This window comes from Cryobacterium sp. M96, assembly GCF_002929845.1.
Taxonomy (GTDB): domain Bacteria; phylum Actinomycetota; class Actinomycetes; order Actinomycetales; family Microbacteriaceae; genus Cryobacterium; species Cryobacterium sandaracinum.
The window spans coordinates 15,630-30,350 of the sequence record NZ_PJJS01000027.1 but is presented as its reverse complement, the minus strand read 5'-3'; the positions used below and the strand labels follow the sequence as shown (position 1 = coordinate 30,350).

General features: G+C 69.3%; 10 protein-coding genes and 1 tRNA gene. All 11 read right to left on the bottom strand.

Annotated features, from left to right (window positions below; translation table 11 throughout):
- Positions 1-140: 140 nt before the first annotated feature.
- The 11 genes from CXY79_RS01565 to topA all read right to left on the bottom strand — a co-directional run bounded on the left by CXY79_RS01565 (position 141) and on the right by topA (position 14,691).
- On the bottom strand, positions 141-887 hold the full coding sequence (locus tag CXY79_RS01565; protein WP_233191135.1) for an alpha/beta fold hydrolase: 747 nt from the start codon (positions 885-887) through the stop codon (positions 141-143).
- 95 nt (positions 888-982) lie between these two features.
- Positions 983-1,573, bottom strand: coding sequence for an isochorismatase family protein (locus CXY79_RS01560; protein WP_104099407.1), 591 nt, complete (start codon positions 1,571-1,573; stop codon positions 983-985).
- A 28-nt stretch (positions 1,574-1,601) separates the two neighbouring features.
- Positions 1,602-3,020 carry a D-alanyl-D-alanine carboxypeptidase/D-alanyl-D-alanine-endopeptidase gene (locus CXY79_RS01555; RefSeq protein WP_233191134.1) on the bottom strand — a complete coding sequence of 473 codons (1,419 nt, stop codon included), beginning with the start codon at positions 3,018-3,020 and terminating at the stop codon, positions 1,602-1,604.
- Positions 3,021-3,049: 29 nt separating this feature from the next.
- Positions 3,050-5,407, bottom strand: a complete 2,358-nt coding sequence (locus CXY79_RS01550) for a bifunctional diguanylate cyclase/phosphodiesterase (RefSeq protein ID WP_146068068.1) — start codon at positions 5,405-5,407, stop codon at positions 3,050-3,052.
- A 266-nt stretch (positions 5,408-5,673) separates the two neighbouring features.
- A complete protein-coding gene (locus CXY79_RS01545; protein ID WP_104099405.1) occupies positions 5,674-6,672 on the bottom strand; it encodes a Gfo/Idh/MocA family protein in 999 nt (332 codons plus the stop codon).
- 469 nt (positions 6,673-7,141) lie between these two features.
- A tRNA-Thr gene (locus tag CXY79_RS01540) sits at positions 7,142-7,217 on the bottom strand.
- A gap of 45 nt (positions 7,218-7,262) precedes the next feature.
- Positions 7,263-7,901, bottom strand: coding sequence for a TetR/AcrR family transcriptional regulator (locus CXY79_RS01535; RefSeq protein ID WP_104099404.1), 639 nt, complete (start codon positions 7,899-7,901; stop codon positions 7,263-7,265).
- A 45-nt stretch (positions 7,902-7,946) separates the two neighbouring features.
- A complete protein-coding gene (locus tag CXY79_RS01530; protein WP_233191132.1) occupies positions 7,947-9,500 on the bottom strand; it encodes an alpha/beta hydrolase in 1,554 nt (517 codons plus the stop codon).
- A gap of 31 nt (positions 9,501-9,531) precedes the next feature.
- Positions 9,532-10,695, bottom strand: a complete 1,164-nt coding sequence (locus CXY79_RS01525; RefSeq protein WP_104099403.1) for a DNA polymerase III subunit delta' — start codon at positions 10,693-10,695, stop codon at positions 9,532-9,534.
- Between the two features lie 319 nt (positions 10,696-11,014).
- Positions 11,015-11,671, bottom strand: a complete 657-nt coding sequence (tmk, locus tag CXY79_RS01520; protein ID WP_233191130.1) for a dTMP kinase — start codon at positions 11,669-11,671, stop codon at positions 11,015-11,017.
- A complete protein-coding gene (topA, locus tag CXY79_RS01515; RefSeq protein WP_104099402.1) occupies positions 11,668-14,691 on the bottom strand; it encodes a type I DNA topoisomerase in 3,024 nt (1,007 codons plus the stop codon). Before topA ends, tmk begins: the two co-directional genes overlap by 4 nt.
- Positions 14,692-14,721: the final 30 nt, after the last annotated feature.

Here is a 14,721-nt window from a genome sequence, read left to right as displayed (position 1 = left end):
CCGCCCCACAGCGCGAACGAATTCGACGGAGATTTTGCGATATGTGCGGGTTTCTGAAGGTGTTTAGGGCGATGCGGACAAAATCTCCGTCGAATTCGTTAGGGGCGTGAGAGGCGAGCGAGTGCCCGGACTCAGGGCGCTCAGGCCAGGAACTGCAGTGCGGCGCGCTTGAACTCGCGGGAGGTGAGCGTGTTCACGTGGTCCCGGCCCGCCAGTTCGAGGTAGTCGGCACCGCGCGCGCGGGCAAGTTCGGCGACCCCGGCCGGGATGGAGTCGGCGCCGCCGGCGACGTAGAGCACGGGAATCTCGACCGGCACGTCCAGCGAGGAGCCGGCCACCCCGCCGACGCACGCCACGAGGGCCTCACGGTCGGCGCCGGCGGTGATCGCGGCACCCAGTATCGCCGCGATCGACGGGTCGGCGCCGGCGGTGCCGTCGGTCACGAACCGGCGCACGGCATCCGGATGCCAGGTCTCGAACAGTTCGTCCGGCCCGGCTCCACCGAGCACCAGTCGGCGCACCCGGGACGGCGCCAGCCGCGCGAGCGCCGCCGCCACGCGCGAGCCCATCGAATAGGCGACCACGTCGACCTGCTCCAGCCCGAGGGCGTCGAGCACGACCACGAGGTCGGCGGCGAGTTGCCGGGGCAGGTAGTCGATGCTGCGGTGCGGCTTGTCGCTGCGGCCGTGACCGCGGAGGTCGAGGGTGATCACGCCGCGCCCGGCGTCCTGCAGGGCTCGCACCCAGCCGGTGCCGACCCAGGTGACCTGCGATGTCGACGCGAACCCGTGCACGAGCAGGATCGGGCGCTCGCCGGGCACGACGTCGTAGGCGATCCGCACGCCGTCGAGGCGCTGCGCGAACAGCGCCCCGCCTGCAGAACCCACCGGAGTAGAGCCCGCCGGAGCAGAAACCGCCGCGGCCGGTCCCGCCGCGGCCGGTCCCGCCGGGGCCGGACTCGCCCGGCCGGTCACCCCCACGCTCAGACGACCACGTCGGAGGTGACGAGCACGGCACCGGCATAGGCCAGCTCGCCCAGAGCCGCGTCACTCGTGTCCGGGGCGACGCCGGCGACGAGGTCGGTCAGTACCCGCACATGCTGGCCGTGGCCCCGCGCATCCAGGCCGGACGCGCGCACACAGTGGTCGGTGGCGAGGCCGACGATGTCGATGTCGGTCACCCCGTTCGCGATGAGCAGCTCGCCCGTCTTCTCGCCGCCCACCGAGATGCCGTCGAAAATGGAGTAGCCCGGTTGGCCCTGCCCCTTGCGAATGTGGATGGTCGTGTCCGGCACCAGCAGCGAGGGGTGGTACTCGGCGCCAGGGGTGCCCGCCACGCAGTGCACGGGCCAGGAGTCCGTGGAGCCTGGCTCGCCGGCCCGGGCGAAGTGTCCGCCGTTGTCGCTGTCGGGGTCGTGCCAGTCGCGGGAGGCGAAGATCACGTCATAGGCATCCGGATGTTCCCCCAGCAGCGCGCTGACGCCCGCGGCCACCGCAGACCCACCCTCGACGGCGAGGGCCCCGCCCTCGGTGAAATCGTTCTGAACGTCGATGATGAACAGGGCCCTGGTCACGGATTGCTCCTTCTGTCGCCGGTTGAAGTCAGGAGTTCGACAGGTTGTCGCCGCAGCGGAAGAACCCGGCGGTGATGGTGTCGAGCGCCTGCTTCGCATTATCGCTCACATCCCCGAGCGCGTAAACGGCGAAGGTGAGCGGCGTGCCGTCGGCCGCCCGGATAATGCCGGAGAGCGTGTAGCCGGTGTCGATCCAGCCTGTCTTGGCGAAGACGGCGCCGTCGGCGACGGCGTTGTCGCCCGTGAACCGGTCGCTGTAGGACAGCGATCCGGTGGGTCCACCGGCGATCGGTAGGCCGTCGAAGATGACGCCGAGGTCGCCGTCGCGCGCGTTGATCTTGACGAACAGCCGGGTGAGATACGACGGCGGTACGGCGTTGTCGTCGCTGAGGCCTGAGCCGTCCCGGATGATGATGCCGGTCGTGTCGATGCCATAGGCGTCGAGCGCCGCGACGACGGACTCCTGCAGGGCGCCATAGGTGTTGCCGGCCCCGGACTCCACCGCGACGAGCCGGGCGAGCATCTCGGCGAGGGTGTTGTCCGACACGATCAGCGACTGCCCGATCAGCACGGACACGGGCTGGGACCGGGCGGCGGCGAGCTGCTCGGCCCCGGCCGGCGCGGTGCCGACGCTGACGCTCACGCCGCCGCCGAGCGCGGCGGCGAAGGCCGCGCCGGCGCGCCCGACGGGGTCGGCGCTGCGGGAAGAGCTCTGACGCGAGGGGTCGTCGCGGTCACCGTCGACCTGCAGGGCGGTCACGTCGGGCATGGAACCGGCGTTGCGTTCCAGTTCATCCCAGCTCGGTTCCCAGCCGGGCCCGCCGAAGAACGAGGCGTCCAGCACGAGGGAGGTGATCGGCGGGTTCGCCGGGTTCGCCCGCCAGGCGGCGAGGGTCTGGCGGGCGAGCTCATCGACGTGGGCTGCGCCGGGGTAGACGGATTCCGTGCCGGTGGGCAGGCGCGTGAGGGTGAGGTCTCCCCCGCCGACCAGCACGACAGACCCCGGTGTGCTGCCGGTGACGACGGTGGTCGTGGCCCGGTAGTCCGGTCCGAGCACCTCAAGGGCGGCGGCGCTGGTCAGCACCTTGAGCACGCTCGCCGTGCGTGAGGAGGTATCGCCGCCGCGGTCGAAGAGCACCTCGCCGGTGCTGGCGTTGACCACCTGGGCCTGGAAATCAGCCAACCGGGGGTCGGCGGCCAGCGCTGAGACCGAACACGTACGCAGGTTTCTGGCATCGGAGGCGGTGGACGGCACGGGGCGCTCCGAAACGGGTTCCGCGGCCGGCACGTTCACGCTCGCACCGGTGTTCGCGGCGGCGATGGAGGCGGTGGCCGCGGCATCCGGGGCCCGGGTCGACGCCCCGATCAGGACGGCACCCGCGCCCAGCAGCACCGCCACGGTGACGAGGACGGCCGCGAGGCGTTTGCGAGGCTTCGATTCTTCCACCCGTGAACCCTACCCGCCGGGCTTGTGAGTCAGCCTGTGCCTCGTGCCCACGGCGTTGCGACGGCGTTACTGCGGCGTTGCGACGGCGCCCGCGTGGCCGCCGGCGCGTGCCGGGCGGCGAGCCAGGCATCCAGTGCCGCGGCCGGAAGCGGGCGGGACATGTGGAAGCCCTGGGCCTCGTCGCAGCCGTACCGGGTCAGCTCGGCGTAGGCGACGGCGTCCTCGACGCCCTCCGCCACCATGCGCACGCCGAGGCTGTGCGCGAGCGCGATGATCGAGGCCACCAGGGCCGCGGCCCTGGCGTCGTCGGCCATCGGGAACACGAAGGACTTGTCGAGTTTGAGCTCGTCGATCGGCAGGTCCCGGAGGTAGGCGAGGGAGCTGTAGCCGGTGCCGAAATCATCCACGGCAATGCGGATGCCGCTCTCCCGCAGGCGGATCAGGATGTCCCTGGCCCTGGCCCGGTCTTCCATCAGGAACTCTTCGGTGATCTCCAGCATCAGGTCGGCGGCCGACAACCCCCGCACCTGGATCATGGCGGCGATGCGTGCGGGCAGATCGGACTCGATCAGGGTGCTGGGAGACATGTTGACCGCAACGGTCAGCGGTGTTCCCTGCGCACGCCAGACCGCGGCCTGGTCGAGCGCCTTTCCCAGCACGATCCGGGTCAGGTCGCGCATGAGCCCGACGTCTTCGGCCAGGGTCAGGAACACGTCGGGAGGCAGCAGACCCCGGCTCGGGTGCTGCCAGCGCACCAGCGCCTCCACACCGTGCACGTGCCCGGTGGCCAGCTCGATCTTGGGCTGGTAGTGCAGCACGAGTTCGTCCATGGCGAGGGCGCCGCGCAGGTCTTCCATCATCCGCAGCCTGGAGTCGCCGTGATCGTCGTCGGAGCAGACGAAGACGTGGTGCCCGCTGCGGGAGGACTTGGCCTTGTACATGGCCATGTCGGCCTTGCGCAGCAGCACCTTGAGGGTGTCACCCTGGTCGGGGAATAGGGCGATGCCGATGCTGACGTTGGACTCGATCGCGATGCCCTCCAGCGTGAACGGCCGGGCCAGGACCGCCCGCAGCCGCACGGCCGCCGCCACGGCCTCGTCGTGGCCGGCGTCCTGGATCAAAAGCGCGAACTCGTCGCCGCCGAGCCGGGCGAGAAGATCGCCCGGTCGTCGCTGATCGAACAGGCGCGATCCGGCCTGCACCAGCAGCAGATCGCCGACGTCGTGGCCGAGACTGTCGTTCACTTCCTTGAACCGGTCGATATCCAGGAGCAGCAGGGCGCTCCGGTGGCCGTCCCCGGGCACGAGGTGAGCGGATGCCTCGGCGTAGAGGGCGCGCCGGTTCGGCAGCCCGGTCAGGTCGTCGGTGCTCGCCTGGCGGTGAAGGTCGGCCATCCGCCCGATCTGCCGGGAGGCGAGCTGAGTGCGCACGGTCCCGAGCACCAGGGTCACGCCTGCGAGGAGCACGGCGCCTGTGGAGATCTTCACCTGCGTGCCGAGGACGAGCACCGCCATCCCGGCGATCGTGGCTGCCCCGGGCACCGCGAGAGTCCACACGCCGCTCAGGGGGCGCCGGGCGGTGACACCGGGCCGAGCCAAGTCCCACGCCCAGACCGCAATGAGGGTGAGGCCGAGCGCCCAGCCCGCATCCAACGGCTCCCCGAAGGTGTACGTTCCGGCGGAAACCTGGAAGGCGTAGACGGCGTCGGTTGCCGCGAAGATCAGGAGTCCGAGCACCAGCAGGGCCCACCGTCGGCCCACGTCGAGTCCGCGGGCGGCGGCAATCCCCGTGATGACCGACACGAGCAACAGATCGAGCAGAGGGTAGCTGGCGGACACCAGGGCGGCCGGGGAGGGCGGCCAGACACCCGCGGATGCAATCACCGGGCTGAGCAACACGGCCAGCACGGATGCCGCGCCAAGCGACCCGATGGTTCCGTCCACCAGGACCGACCGGGGTATTTCACCACGCTGACGGTGGACCAGGACAGCCAGTCCGGCCAGGATCAGCGGATAGAAAAGCGTGTAACCGATGTCGGCCGGAGACGGAAACGAGAGGGTCGCCGCGCCCGCGAGCAGGTAATAGGTGCTGCCGAGGGTAAAGGCCGTCATCGCGGCCGACACCAGAATCAGCTGCGTGCGGCCGCGCTCCGCGCAGAGCGCGGCTGCCCAGCAGAGCAGGGCCGGGAGCCCCGCAGTGATTAGCGACAAGGAGCCGGTGAAAACCGGGCCGAAGGAGGCGAACAGGCCGATCGCGTAACCGATCAGCAGCACCCACATCAGCCACAGGATCCAGCGGCCGAGCCGCGCATGGCGAAGGGAGCGGTCATCGATTCGATCCGCGTGCGCGTTGGCGTGCATCGGATCCCCCGCTCCCGTTGCGTACACGCTAGCCGAGCCGTCATGGGCCGATGGACCAACGCCCCCGAGTACGACCACCCCAAAACGGGGGGTGGCGTCATCCGACGGGCGGAACGAACTCGAGCGGCTCGACGACGGAGCACGCGACCAGCGCGCCGAGGAGCCGCAACGGCCACGTATGGGGGCGGTGAGGCCGGTTCGTGACACCACCACTGGATCCACGCAGCGCCATTCTGCCCCCTCCCGCTCTACTGGTCAGATTATCGACCGGAGCACAGCGCACGGACTCCCGCTTACTCCCCGGGGTACCGCAGGCCGATTTGCGCGCGCACCAGGTCGAGCGTCTCCATGATCGCCACCACTTCCTCGACCGGCAGGATGTCGCTCGAGATCTTGCCGGCCCGGATCAGTTGCTCCGCTTCGGCCGCCTGGTAGTGCATGCCGCGCCCGTTGATCTCGGCGGTGAAGGTCTCGATGACCTCGTTCGCGCTGTTGAGCACCCGGAAGTCCGTGGGCGAGTACCAGACCCGGTCGATGTCGATGCGGCCCAGCGTGCCGAGGATGGTGGCCGTGTTCGGGCCGGTGGTGTTGCTGGCCGACAGGGTCTGGGCGATCTGCCCGCCCGCGTAGCGGAAGGTCGTGGCGATCTGCGCGTCGGCGCCGGTGGCCTTGAAGGTGGCGGTCGCGAGGATCGTCTCGGGGCGTCCGAACAGTTCGGACGCGAAGGTGAGCGGGTAGATGCCGAGGTCGAGGAGCGCCCCGCCGCCCAGGTGCATGGCGTTCAGCCGGTGCGCCGGGTCATCCGGCAGGTCCTGGGTGTGATCGGCGATCAGGGTGCGCACGTCGCCGAGGGTGCCCTCGGCGAGGATCTCGCGGATGCGCACCATGTGCGGCAGGAACCGGGTCCACATTCCCTCGAGCACCAGCAGCCCCAGGGTCGCGGCGAGGTCGACGACCTCGCGGGCCTCGGCGCCGTTCAGGGTGATCGGCTTCTCGATCAGAACATGCTTGCCGGCATTCAGGGCGAGCTTGGCGTTCTCGGCGTGAAACGGATGCGGGGTCGAAATGTAGATGATATCGACATCCGGGTCCGCGGCCAGGGCCTCGTAGCTCGGATGAGCCGTGGGAATGCCGAACTCGGCCGCGAAGGCATCCGCCGACGCCTGCGAGCGGGAACCGACCGCCTGCACCTGAAAACCGTTCCGGACGAGGTCGTCCGTGAATGCGTGGGCGATCCCGCCCGTGGCCAGGATTCCCCAGCGAATAGTGTCGGTGCGGGTTGTGTCGGTCATGGGATCAGCCTAGCGATCGCGGGCGGCCGGCGGCCGAGCCCGTCACGACCCGGCGACCTGGTCCGGCGGCCCGGCACCGGGCATCCGTGGGGACAGCACGGTGACTCCGGAGATTTTCGCAACACGCCGCTCGGCCGGGCCGTAGAACCGGCGTTTCCCGAAAATCTCCGCGTTTACGTGACGACGGATGCCCCGGTCGGCTCAGTCAGCCTCAGGTTGCGGGCTCAGTAGGGCGGTATCAGCTCGATGAGCCGCGCCGCGTGCGTGCGTGCGTGCGTGCACTAAGTGGCTTTCCGCGAGGTTGCGGTTGGCGACCACGCGGGTGAGGCGACTTCGGTCGATGAGGCGGTCGATTTCGTCCCGGCCACGAGCCCAACGCCCCTGTACGCGATTCGGGTGACTTCGCGGTGAGCACTTGCGTGCCGGGCGTGCGCGGCACGAGCGAAAGCCACGGCTGCCTGAGTTGAGATGGAGCCGCCTATCAGAATCGAACTGATGACCTTCTCATTACGAGTGAGACGCTCTACCGACTGAGCTAAGGCGGCGTCACGATTATTCCTCTCGGAAAACCTCGGACACAGCTACAAAGTCTAGCTGGTCTTCAGGGTCATCTCGTACAGGTCCGCGAAGGATGCCGCGACGTGCGTGGCCAGGGGGCGGGCCGCGTCGGAGTCGGCCCAGCACCGCCAGGCGTGGCGGAGCGCAGCCACGGCCACCATGGTGAACAGGAGCGCCCGCTGCTCAAGCTGCGCCGAGCCGGCGCCGAGCTCGGGGTGGTCGACGACGAAGCGCCGGGTGACGATCTCCTGCAGTCGACCCTCGAAGTTGCGCAGGGTGGCCATCCGCATCCCGAACAGGTAGGGATTCTCCTTCATGACCTGACGCCGCAGCTGGTGGATCTCCCGGTCACCCTCGGTGTTCCTGAGGCTGACCGAGAGCAGCGCGGCCAGCTGGGCCAGGATGTCCCCATCGCGGCCGCCGTGCACGAAGGCCTCGATCTGCTCTTCGGACGCGAGGTCGAGTTCGTCGCCGACCAGCGCGGCATCCTTCGAGGGGAAGTAGTTGAAGAAGGTGCGCGGCGACACATCGGCGAGCCGGCTGATGTCCTCGACGGTCACCTTCTCGAGCCCCCGCTCGCAGGAGAGCGTCAACACGGCGCGCTGGATGGCGCGTCGCGTTGCGAGCCGCTTACGTTCGCGTAGGCCCGGTTCCTCGTGGTGCAGCGACATGCCTCAATTCTTACACAGCGCGCAAATCTGCAGCCAGGCGGATGCTCAGCACATCGGGTCTTCGGCCGGCACCGTGCCCTTCAGCAGGTAATCGTCGACGGCCGAGTTCACACAGTCGTTCGATTTGTTGTAGGCGGTGTGCCCTTCGCCGGTGAAGGTGACGAGGTGGCCGCTGGCGAGCTGCTCCGACAGGTTCTCGGCCCACACATAGGGTGTGGCCGGGTCGTTGGTGGTGCCGATGACCAGGATCGGGTCGGCCCCCTCGGCGGCGATCTCGGACCGCTCCCCGTCAAACTGGTAGGGCCAGTTGGCGCAGCCGATGTCGCCGAACGCCATGTACTTGCCGATCGTCGGGGCGGCCTGTTCGATCTCGGCGGCCTGCGCGCGCATCGAGGCGGGATCGTCGTTGTAGCTGTAGTCCACGCAGTTGATTGCCAGAAAGGCCTCGGTCGCGTTGTCGCGGTAGGTGCCGTCGGCGGACCGGCCATTGTAGCCGTCCGCGAACTGGAAGGCCATGTCGGCATCGCCCTGCAGAACGCTCGCGAACATCTCGCTCAGGTTCGGCCACGCGGTGGCCTGGTAGAGCGGGTAGATGATGGCGGTGAGCAGCGTGTTCGCGCCGAGTCGACGGCCGTCGGTGGCCGTGATCGGGCTGACGTCAACCGAGGCGAGCAGGGCTCCGATGGTAGTCATGGCCTCGTCGACGGTGCCATCGAAGGGGCACTCCTCGCCGGCCAGGCAGTCGGCCAGATAGGAGCGCAGCGCGTTCTCGAACCCGGTGGCCTGCACCCGGGTCACATCGGCGTTGCTGGTGGACGGGTCGAGGGCGCCGTCGAGGGCGAGGCGTCCGACCCGCTCGGGGTAGAGGTCCGCGTAGGTCGCACCGAGGAAGGTGCCGTAGGAGTAGCCGAGGAAGTTGAGCTTCTCGTCACCGAGCGCGGCGCGCAGCAGGTCGAGGTCGCGGGCTGCGCTGAGGCTGTCGACGTGTGCGAGCAGGGCGCCGGTATTCTCCTGGCAGGCGGCCCCGAAGTCGACGGCGGCCGTCGACAGCTCCTGGATCCAGGCGTCGCTCCCCCGCACCGCGGCGGGCAAGCCGTAGAGGTACTCGTCCATCTCAGCCGGTTCGTAACAGCTCACCGCCGAGGAACGGCCCACCCCGCGCGGGTCGAAACCGACGACGTCGAAACCGGCCTGCAGCTTCGCATCCGTGGCGTAGTCGAGGGAATCCTTCACGAAGTCGTAACCGGAGCCGCCGGGGCCTCCGGGATTGACCAGCAGGGAACCCACCCGGGTGCCCGTGGCCGGATGCCGCACCAGCGCCAGGTCGACCGTCTCGCCGCTGCCCGGGTCGGCCCAGTCGAGCGGCGCCGAAGCCGTGGTGCACTGCAGGCCGGAGTCGCAGTCCGCCCACTTCAGCACCTGGTCATAGAACGGTTCGAGGTCGGCGTCGACCTTCTCCCCGGTCGGGACCGAGGTGGTCGGCGCCTGCCCCGGCAGGAACAGCGGCACGCAGCCGCTGAGGCCCATGGCGAGCACCAGTGCCAGGGCGGTGGCCCTGGCACGCGCCGACAGGGTGCGCACGCGAGTTCGTCTGGTCAACGGATTCCCCTTTTCTGGGACGTGTTCTCGGTCACCGGCGGATTGCCGATACGAGCATGGCCTCGAGGGCCAGCGCCGGCGCCACGTTCGATTCGATCCGCTGCCGGGCTTGGGCGATCGCGTCCAGGGTGAAGAGCGTGGCGGCGGGCGCACAGACGGTTCCCGCCGCCCGCACCTCCGTGAGGAGTTCCCGGTTGATGACGCTGGTCTCCCGGCCGAGCTGCACCATGATCACGTCGCGGTACAGCGAGGTGAGGTCGACCAGGATGCGGTCGATCCCGTCGCGGAGGCTGCGGGTGGCCCTCCGCTTCTGGTCATCTTCGAGGGCCTTGATCTGGCTGCGCAGGCCGGGCGGGACCGACTGTCCCGGCTCGACGCCCAGGGAGCGCAACACGCCCTCACGCTCGGCGGCGTCGCGCTCGAGCGTGATCGCCTTCGCGTCGTCACCGGCGATGGCGAGCAGCCGGGCCGCCGCATTCACCGCCGCCGACACGCCGCGGATGCCGAGGGCCGCCCGCAGGGTCTCCTCGCGTCGCGCTCGCGCCTCGGGGTTCGTCGCCAGGCGGCGGGCCATGCCGATGTGGCTCTGCGCCTCCCGAGCGGCTCGTTCCGCGGTGGCCCGGTCGACACCGTCCCGGGCCACGAGCAGCTCGGCGACGTCGTCGATGCTCGGCACCCGCAACCGCACCGATCGCACGCGGGACCGGATCGTGGGCAGCAGGTCAGCCTCGCTGGGAGCGCAGAGAATCCACACGGTGCGCTCCGGCGGCTCTTCCAAAGCCTTGAGCAGAACGTTGGAGGTGCGCTCGACCATGCGATCGGCGTCTTCGACCACGACCACCCGGTAACGGCCCACCGACGGTGAGTACTGCGAGCGCTTCACGGCCTCTTTGACCGAGTCCATCTTGATGATGACGCCCTCGGTGGAGAGCACGGTCAGGTCGGGATGCGTCCGGGCGTCGACCAGGCGGCGGGCGCTCTCGTCACCGGCCTCGGTGCCGGGACTGAGCAGCGCGGTCGCGAAGGCGAACGCGAGGTTGGAGCGGCCCGAGCCGGGCGGCCCGGTGATCAGCCAGGCGTGCGTCATGGCCGACCCGGCGCGCGCCTCGGCGTCTCCGTCACTCGGACGTTCGGCCGCCGCGCGGAAGATCGCGATCGCTCTCGCCTGACCCGTCAGGCCATCCCACACAGTCATCGGACCAGAGTACCTTTCGTCGGTGACAGAGGGCTTAGAGCTCGTCCAGCCGGCGCCGTCAGCTGGTTGCGCCCCCGGCAGGGCCCGTCCAGTCGGCGCATTCCGTCCAGCCGGCGCAGCACCGCGCCTGGTGCCGAACCAATTCGACGGAGATTTTGCCGAAAACGGCCGGTTTGGGGCCGATAACGGGGTCCAGGGCCAAAATCTCCGTCGAATTCGCACGGCGCACGGCGCACGGCGAGCCCGCGCGTGAAACGGATGCCGCCGCAGCGGCGGGCCGCCGGGCCGCAGCGGCCTCGGACATCCGTTCACACCATCCCTAGAGCAGCGCGGCGACCCGGTCGCGGATGACGGCGGCGATCTCGGCCACCGGACGCCCGGCGTCCACGACCAGAAACCGCTCCGGCTCGGCGTCGGCCAGGGCGAGGAACGCGGCGCGCACCCGGCGGTGAAAGTCGCTCTTCTCCGCCTCGAGCCGGTCGAAGGGCTTGTTCTCAGCGTCGAGGCGGCCGCGCGCCACGGTCTCGTCGAGGTCGAGCAGCACGGTCAGCGCGGGCAACAGTCCCTCCGCCGCCCAGAGCGACAGATCACGCACCGGGGTGGCGTCGAGCACCCGTCCGGCACCCTGGTAGGCGACGGATGAGTCCAGATAGCGGTCCTGGATCACCACTTCGCCTCGGGCGAGCGCCGGCCGCACCGCGGTCGCGATGTGCTGGGCCCGGTCGGCGGCGTAGAGGAGCGCCTCGGCCCGCGGTGCGATCTCACCGCGGTGGTGCAGCACGATCTCACGGATGGCGCCGCCGACATCCGTTCCGCCGGGCTCGCGGGTGCGCAGCACGGTGCGCCCGCTCTGCCGGAGCCAGTCGGTGAGAAGCTCCGACTGGGTCGTCTTGCCGCTCCCGTCACCACCCTCGAGGGTGATGAACAGCCCGGCAGCGGCGGGACCGGTCACGGCTTCCGGAACTTCTCGGGTCACGACAGCGACGACGCCTGGGTCGCGGCCTTCGCGGCCGCGGTGGCCGCCCGGGTCGCCGCAGCCTTGGCCGCCGTCGCGGCCTTCTGAGCCGGGGTGCGCTGAGCGCGCACCGTCGTGGTGGCACCCGACGGAGTCGGCTTTTTGACGGCCGACTTCCGAGCCGGGGCCTTCCTGACCGCCGTCTTCTTCGCCGGGGCCTTCTTGACCGCCGTCTTCTTGGCCGGGGCCTTCTTCGCCGGCGCCTTCTTGACGGCCGGGCCCTTGGCGCGCTTGTCGGCGAGCAGCTGCACGGCGCGGTCGAAGTCGACCTCCTCCACCGTCTCGGCTTTCGGGATGGTGGCGTTGGTGATGCCGTCGGTGACGTAGGCGCCGAACCGGCCGTCCTTGATCTTGATCGCCTTGCCGCTCTCGGGGTCGGGAGCCTCGAACTCCTTGAGCGCGCTCGACGCCCGCCGGGCGCCGTACTTGGGCTGGGCGTACAGGTCGACCGCACCGGCCAGATCGATCTCGAAGATCTGGTCCTCGCTGGTCAGTGACCGGGTGTCCACGCCCTTCTTGAGATACGGGCCGAACTTGCCGTTCTGGGCCGTGATCTCCGCGCCCGTCTCCGGGTCGAGGCCGACCACGCGCGGCAGGGCGAGCAAATGCAGGGCCGTGTCGAGGTCGATCGTGGCGAGGTCCATGGTCTTGAACAACGAGGCCGTGCGCGGTTTCACCGCGGCGACCTTCTTCGCCGGGGGCTTGCGCTTGGGCTTCGCGGCCGCGGCCGTCGTTTTGGTCGTGGAGGCAGCCTCGGCGGCGGCCGAATCGGCAAGCAGGGTCACCTCGCCGGTGACCGGGTCGATGGTCTCGCCGGGTTCGACGACCTCGACCTCGGGCTCCAGCTCGGTGACGTAGGGGCCGAACCGGCCGTCCTTCGCCACGATCCGCTTGCCGTTCTCCGGGTTCTCGCCGATCACGCGGTCGGTGATGACCGGCGCGTCGATGAGTTCGCGGGCTTTCGCCGGGGTCAGCTCGTCGGGGGCCAGGTTCGGCGGGATGTTCACCCGGCGCGGCGGGGCATCCGGTGCCGCGCCCGGGTCGATGACCTCGAGGTAGGGACCGTACTTGCCGATGCGCAGGGTGATGTCGTCGCCGATGGGCATCGAGTTGATCGAGCGCGCGTCGATCTCGCCGAGGTTGTCGATGACCTGGCGCAGGCCGCGGTGCTTGTCGGAACCGAAGTAGAAGCTGGTCAGCCAGTCCACCCGGTCGGCTTTGCCGTCGGCGATGCGGTCGAGGTCGTCTTCCATCTCGGCGGTGAAGTCGTATTCGACCAGGTCGGAGAAGTACTCCTCGAGCAGGCGAACGACGGAGAAGGCGATCCAGTTGGGCACCAGCGACTGGCCGCGGGGGGTGACGTAGCCGCGCTCGGTGATCGTGGAGATGATCGACGCGTACGTCGAGGGGCGGCCGATGCCGAGCTCCTCGAGCTTCTTCACCAGGCTCGCCTCGGTGTAGCGGGCGGCCGGGGTGGTCTCGTGGCCCTTGGCTTCCACGTCGAGCAGGGTCAGCTTCTGGCCCTCTTCGAGCGGCGGCAGCTTGGACTCGGTGGCGTCGGTGGGTGCGTTGCGCTCCTCGTCACGGGATTCCTCATAGGCCAGCATGAAGCCGCGGAACGTGATCACGGTGCCGCTGGCGGCGAATTCCGCGAGCACCCCGGATGTCGCGGGGTGCGTGGACGTGCCGGTCGGCCCGGCCGCGATGGTCACCGACGCGGTCGAGCCGGTCGCATCCGCCATCTGCGAGGCGACGGTGCGCTTCCAGATCAGGTCATAGAGCTTGAAGTCGTTGCCGCGCAGAGTGGATGCGAGCGCCGAAGGGGTGCGGAATGTGTCGCCGGACGGACGGATCGCCTCGTGCGCCTCCTGAGCGTTCTTGCTCTTGCCCTTGTACAGGCGGGGCTTGTCGGGCACCGTTTCGGGGCCGTAGAGCGCCGCCGCCTGGGTGCGCGCGGCCGTGATCGCCTGCTGCGACAGCGACGGCGAGTCGGTTCGCATATAGGTGATGTACCCGTTTTCGTAGAGCGACTGGGCCACGCTCATGGTCTGGCGGGCGGTGAAGCGAAGCTTGCGGGCCGCCTCCTGCTGCAGGGTCGAGGTGGTGAAGGGCGCGGCCGGGCTACGACGGTAGGGCTTGGCGGTCACCTTCGTCACGGTCAGGGCGACCGATGGTTCCTTGAGGGCGGTGGCCAGGGCGAGGGCGGATGCCTCGTCGAGCGTGACCGCCGTCACCTTGGGTTTCAGCCGGCCGAGGTCGTCGAAGTCGCCGCCGGAGGCGATGCGCTCTCCGCCCAGGCGCACGAGCTTCGACTGGAATGCGGAATCCGCCCGGGACGCGCCGGTAGCAAGCTGGGCGATGAGGTCCCAATAGCCGGCCGACACGAACGCGAGGCGCTCGCGTTCGCGTTCGACGACGAGGCGGGTGGCCGCGGACTGCACGCGGCCGGCGGACAGGCCCGGGCCGACCTTGCGCCAAAGCACGGGGGAAATCTCGTAGCCGTAGATGCGGTCGAGGATGCGCCGGGTCTCCTGCGCGTCGACGAGGGCGGTGTCGAGGTCGCGGGTGTTGTCCTTCGCCTGAAGGATGGCTTCCTTGGTGATTTCGTGGAAGACCATGCGCTTGACCGGCACCTTGGGCTGCAGGACCTGCAGCAGGTGCCAGGCGATGGCCTCGCCTTCGCGGTCCTCATCAGTTGCGAGCAGGAGTTCGTCGGCGTTCTTCATGGCCCGTTTGAGTTCGGCCACGGTCTTCTTCTTCGCGTCGGACACGACGTAGTACGGCTCGAAACCGTTTTCCACGTCGACCGAGAACTTGCCGAGCGGACCCTTTTTCAGTTCGGGTGGCAGGTTCTTGGGCTCGATCAAGTCGCGAATATGGCCGACCGAGGACAAGACCTCGTAGCCGTCGCCCAGATACGCGGCGATCGATTTCATCTTCGTCGGCGATTCGACAATGACCAGCTTCTTAGTGCCTGGCACCAGACTCCTCTTTATAGGTACGGGTCCAAG

What these genes read in the sequence shown, in the direction of transcription:
- CXY79_RS01545 (WP_104099405.1), bottom strand. Translation starts at nt 6,672, where the DNA reads ATGACCGACACAACCCGCACCGACACTATTCGCTGGGGAATCCTGGCC.
- CXY79_RS01535 (WP_104099404.1), bottom strand. Translation starts at nt 7,901, where the DNA reads ATGTCGCTGCACCACGAGGAACCGGGCCTACGCGAACGTAAGCGGCTC.
- CXY79_RS01525 (WP_104099403.1), bottom strand. Translation starts at nt 10,695, where the DNA reads ATGACTGTGTGGGATGGCCTGACGGGTCAGGCGAGAGCGATCGCGATC.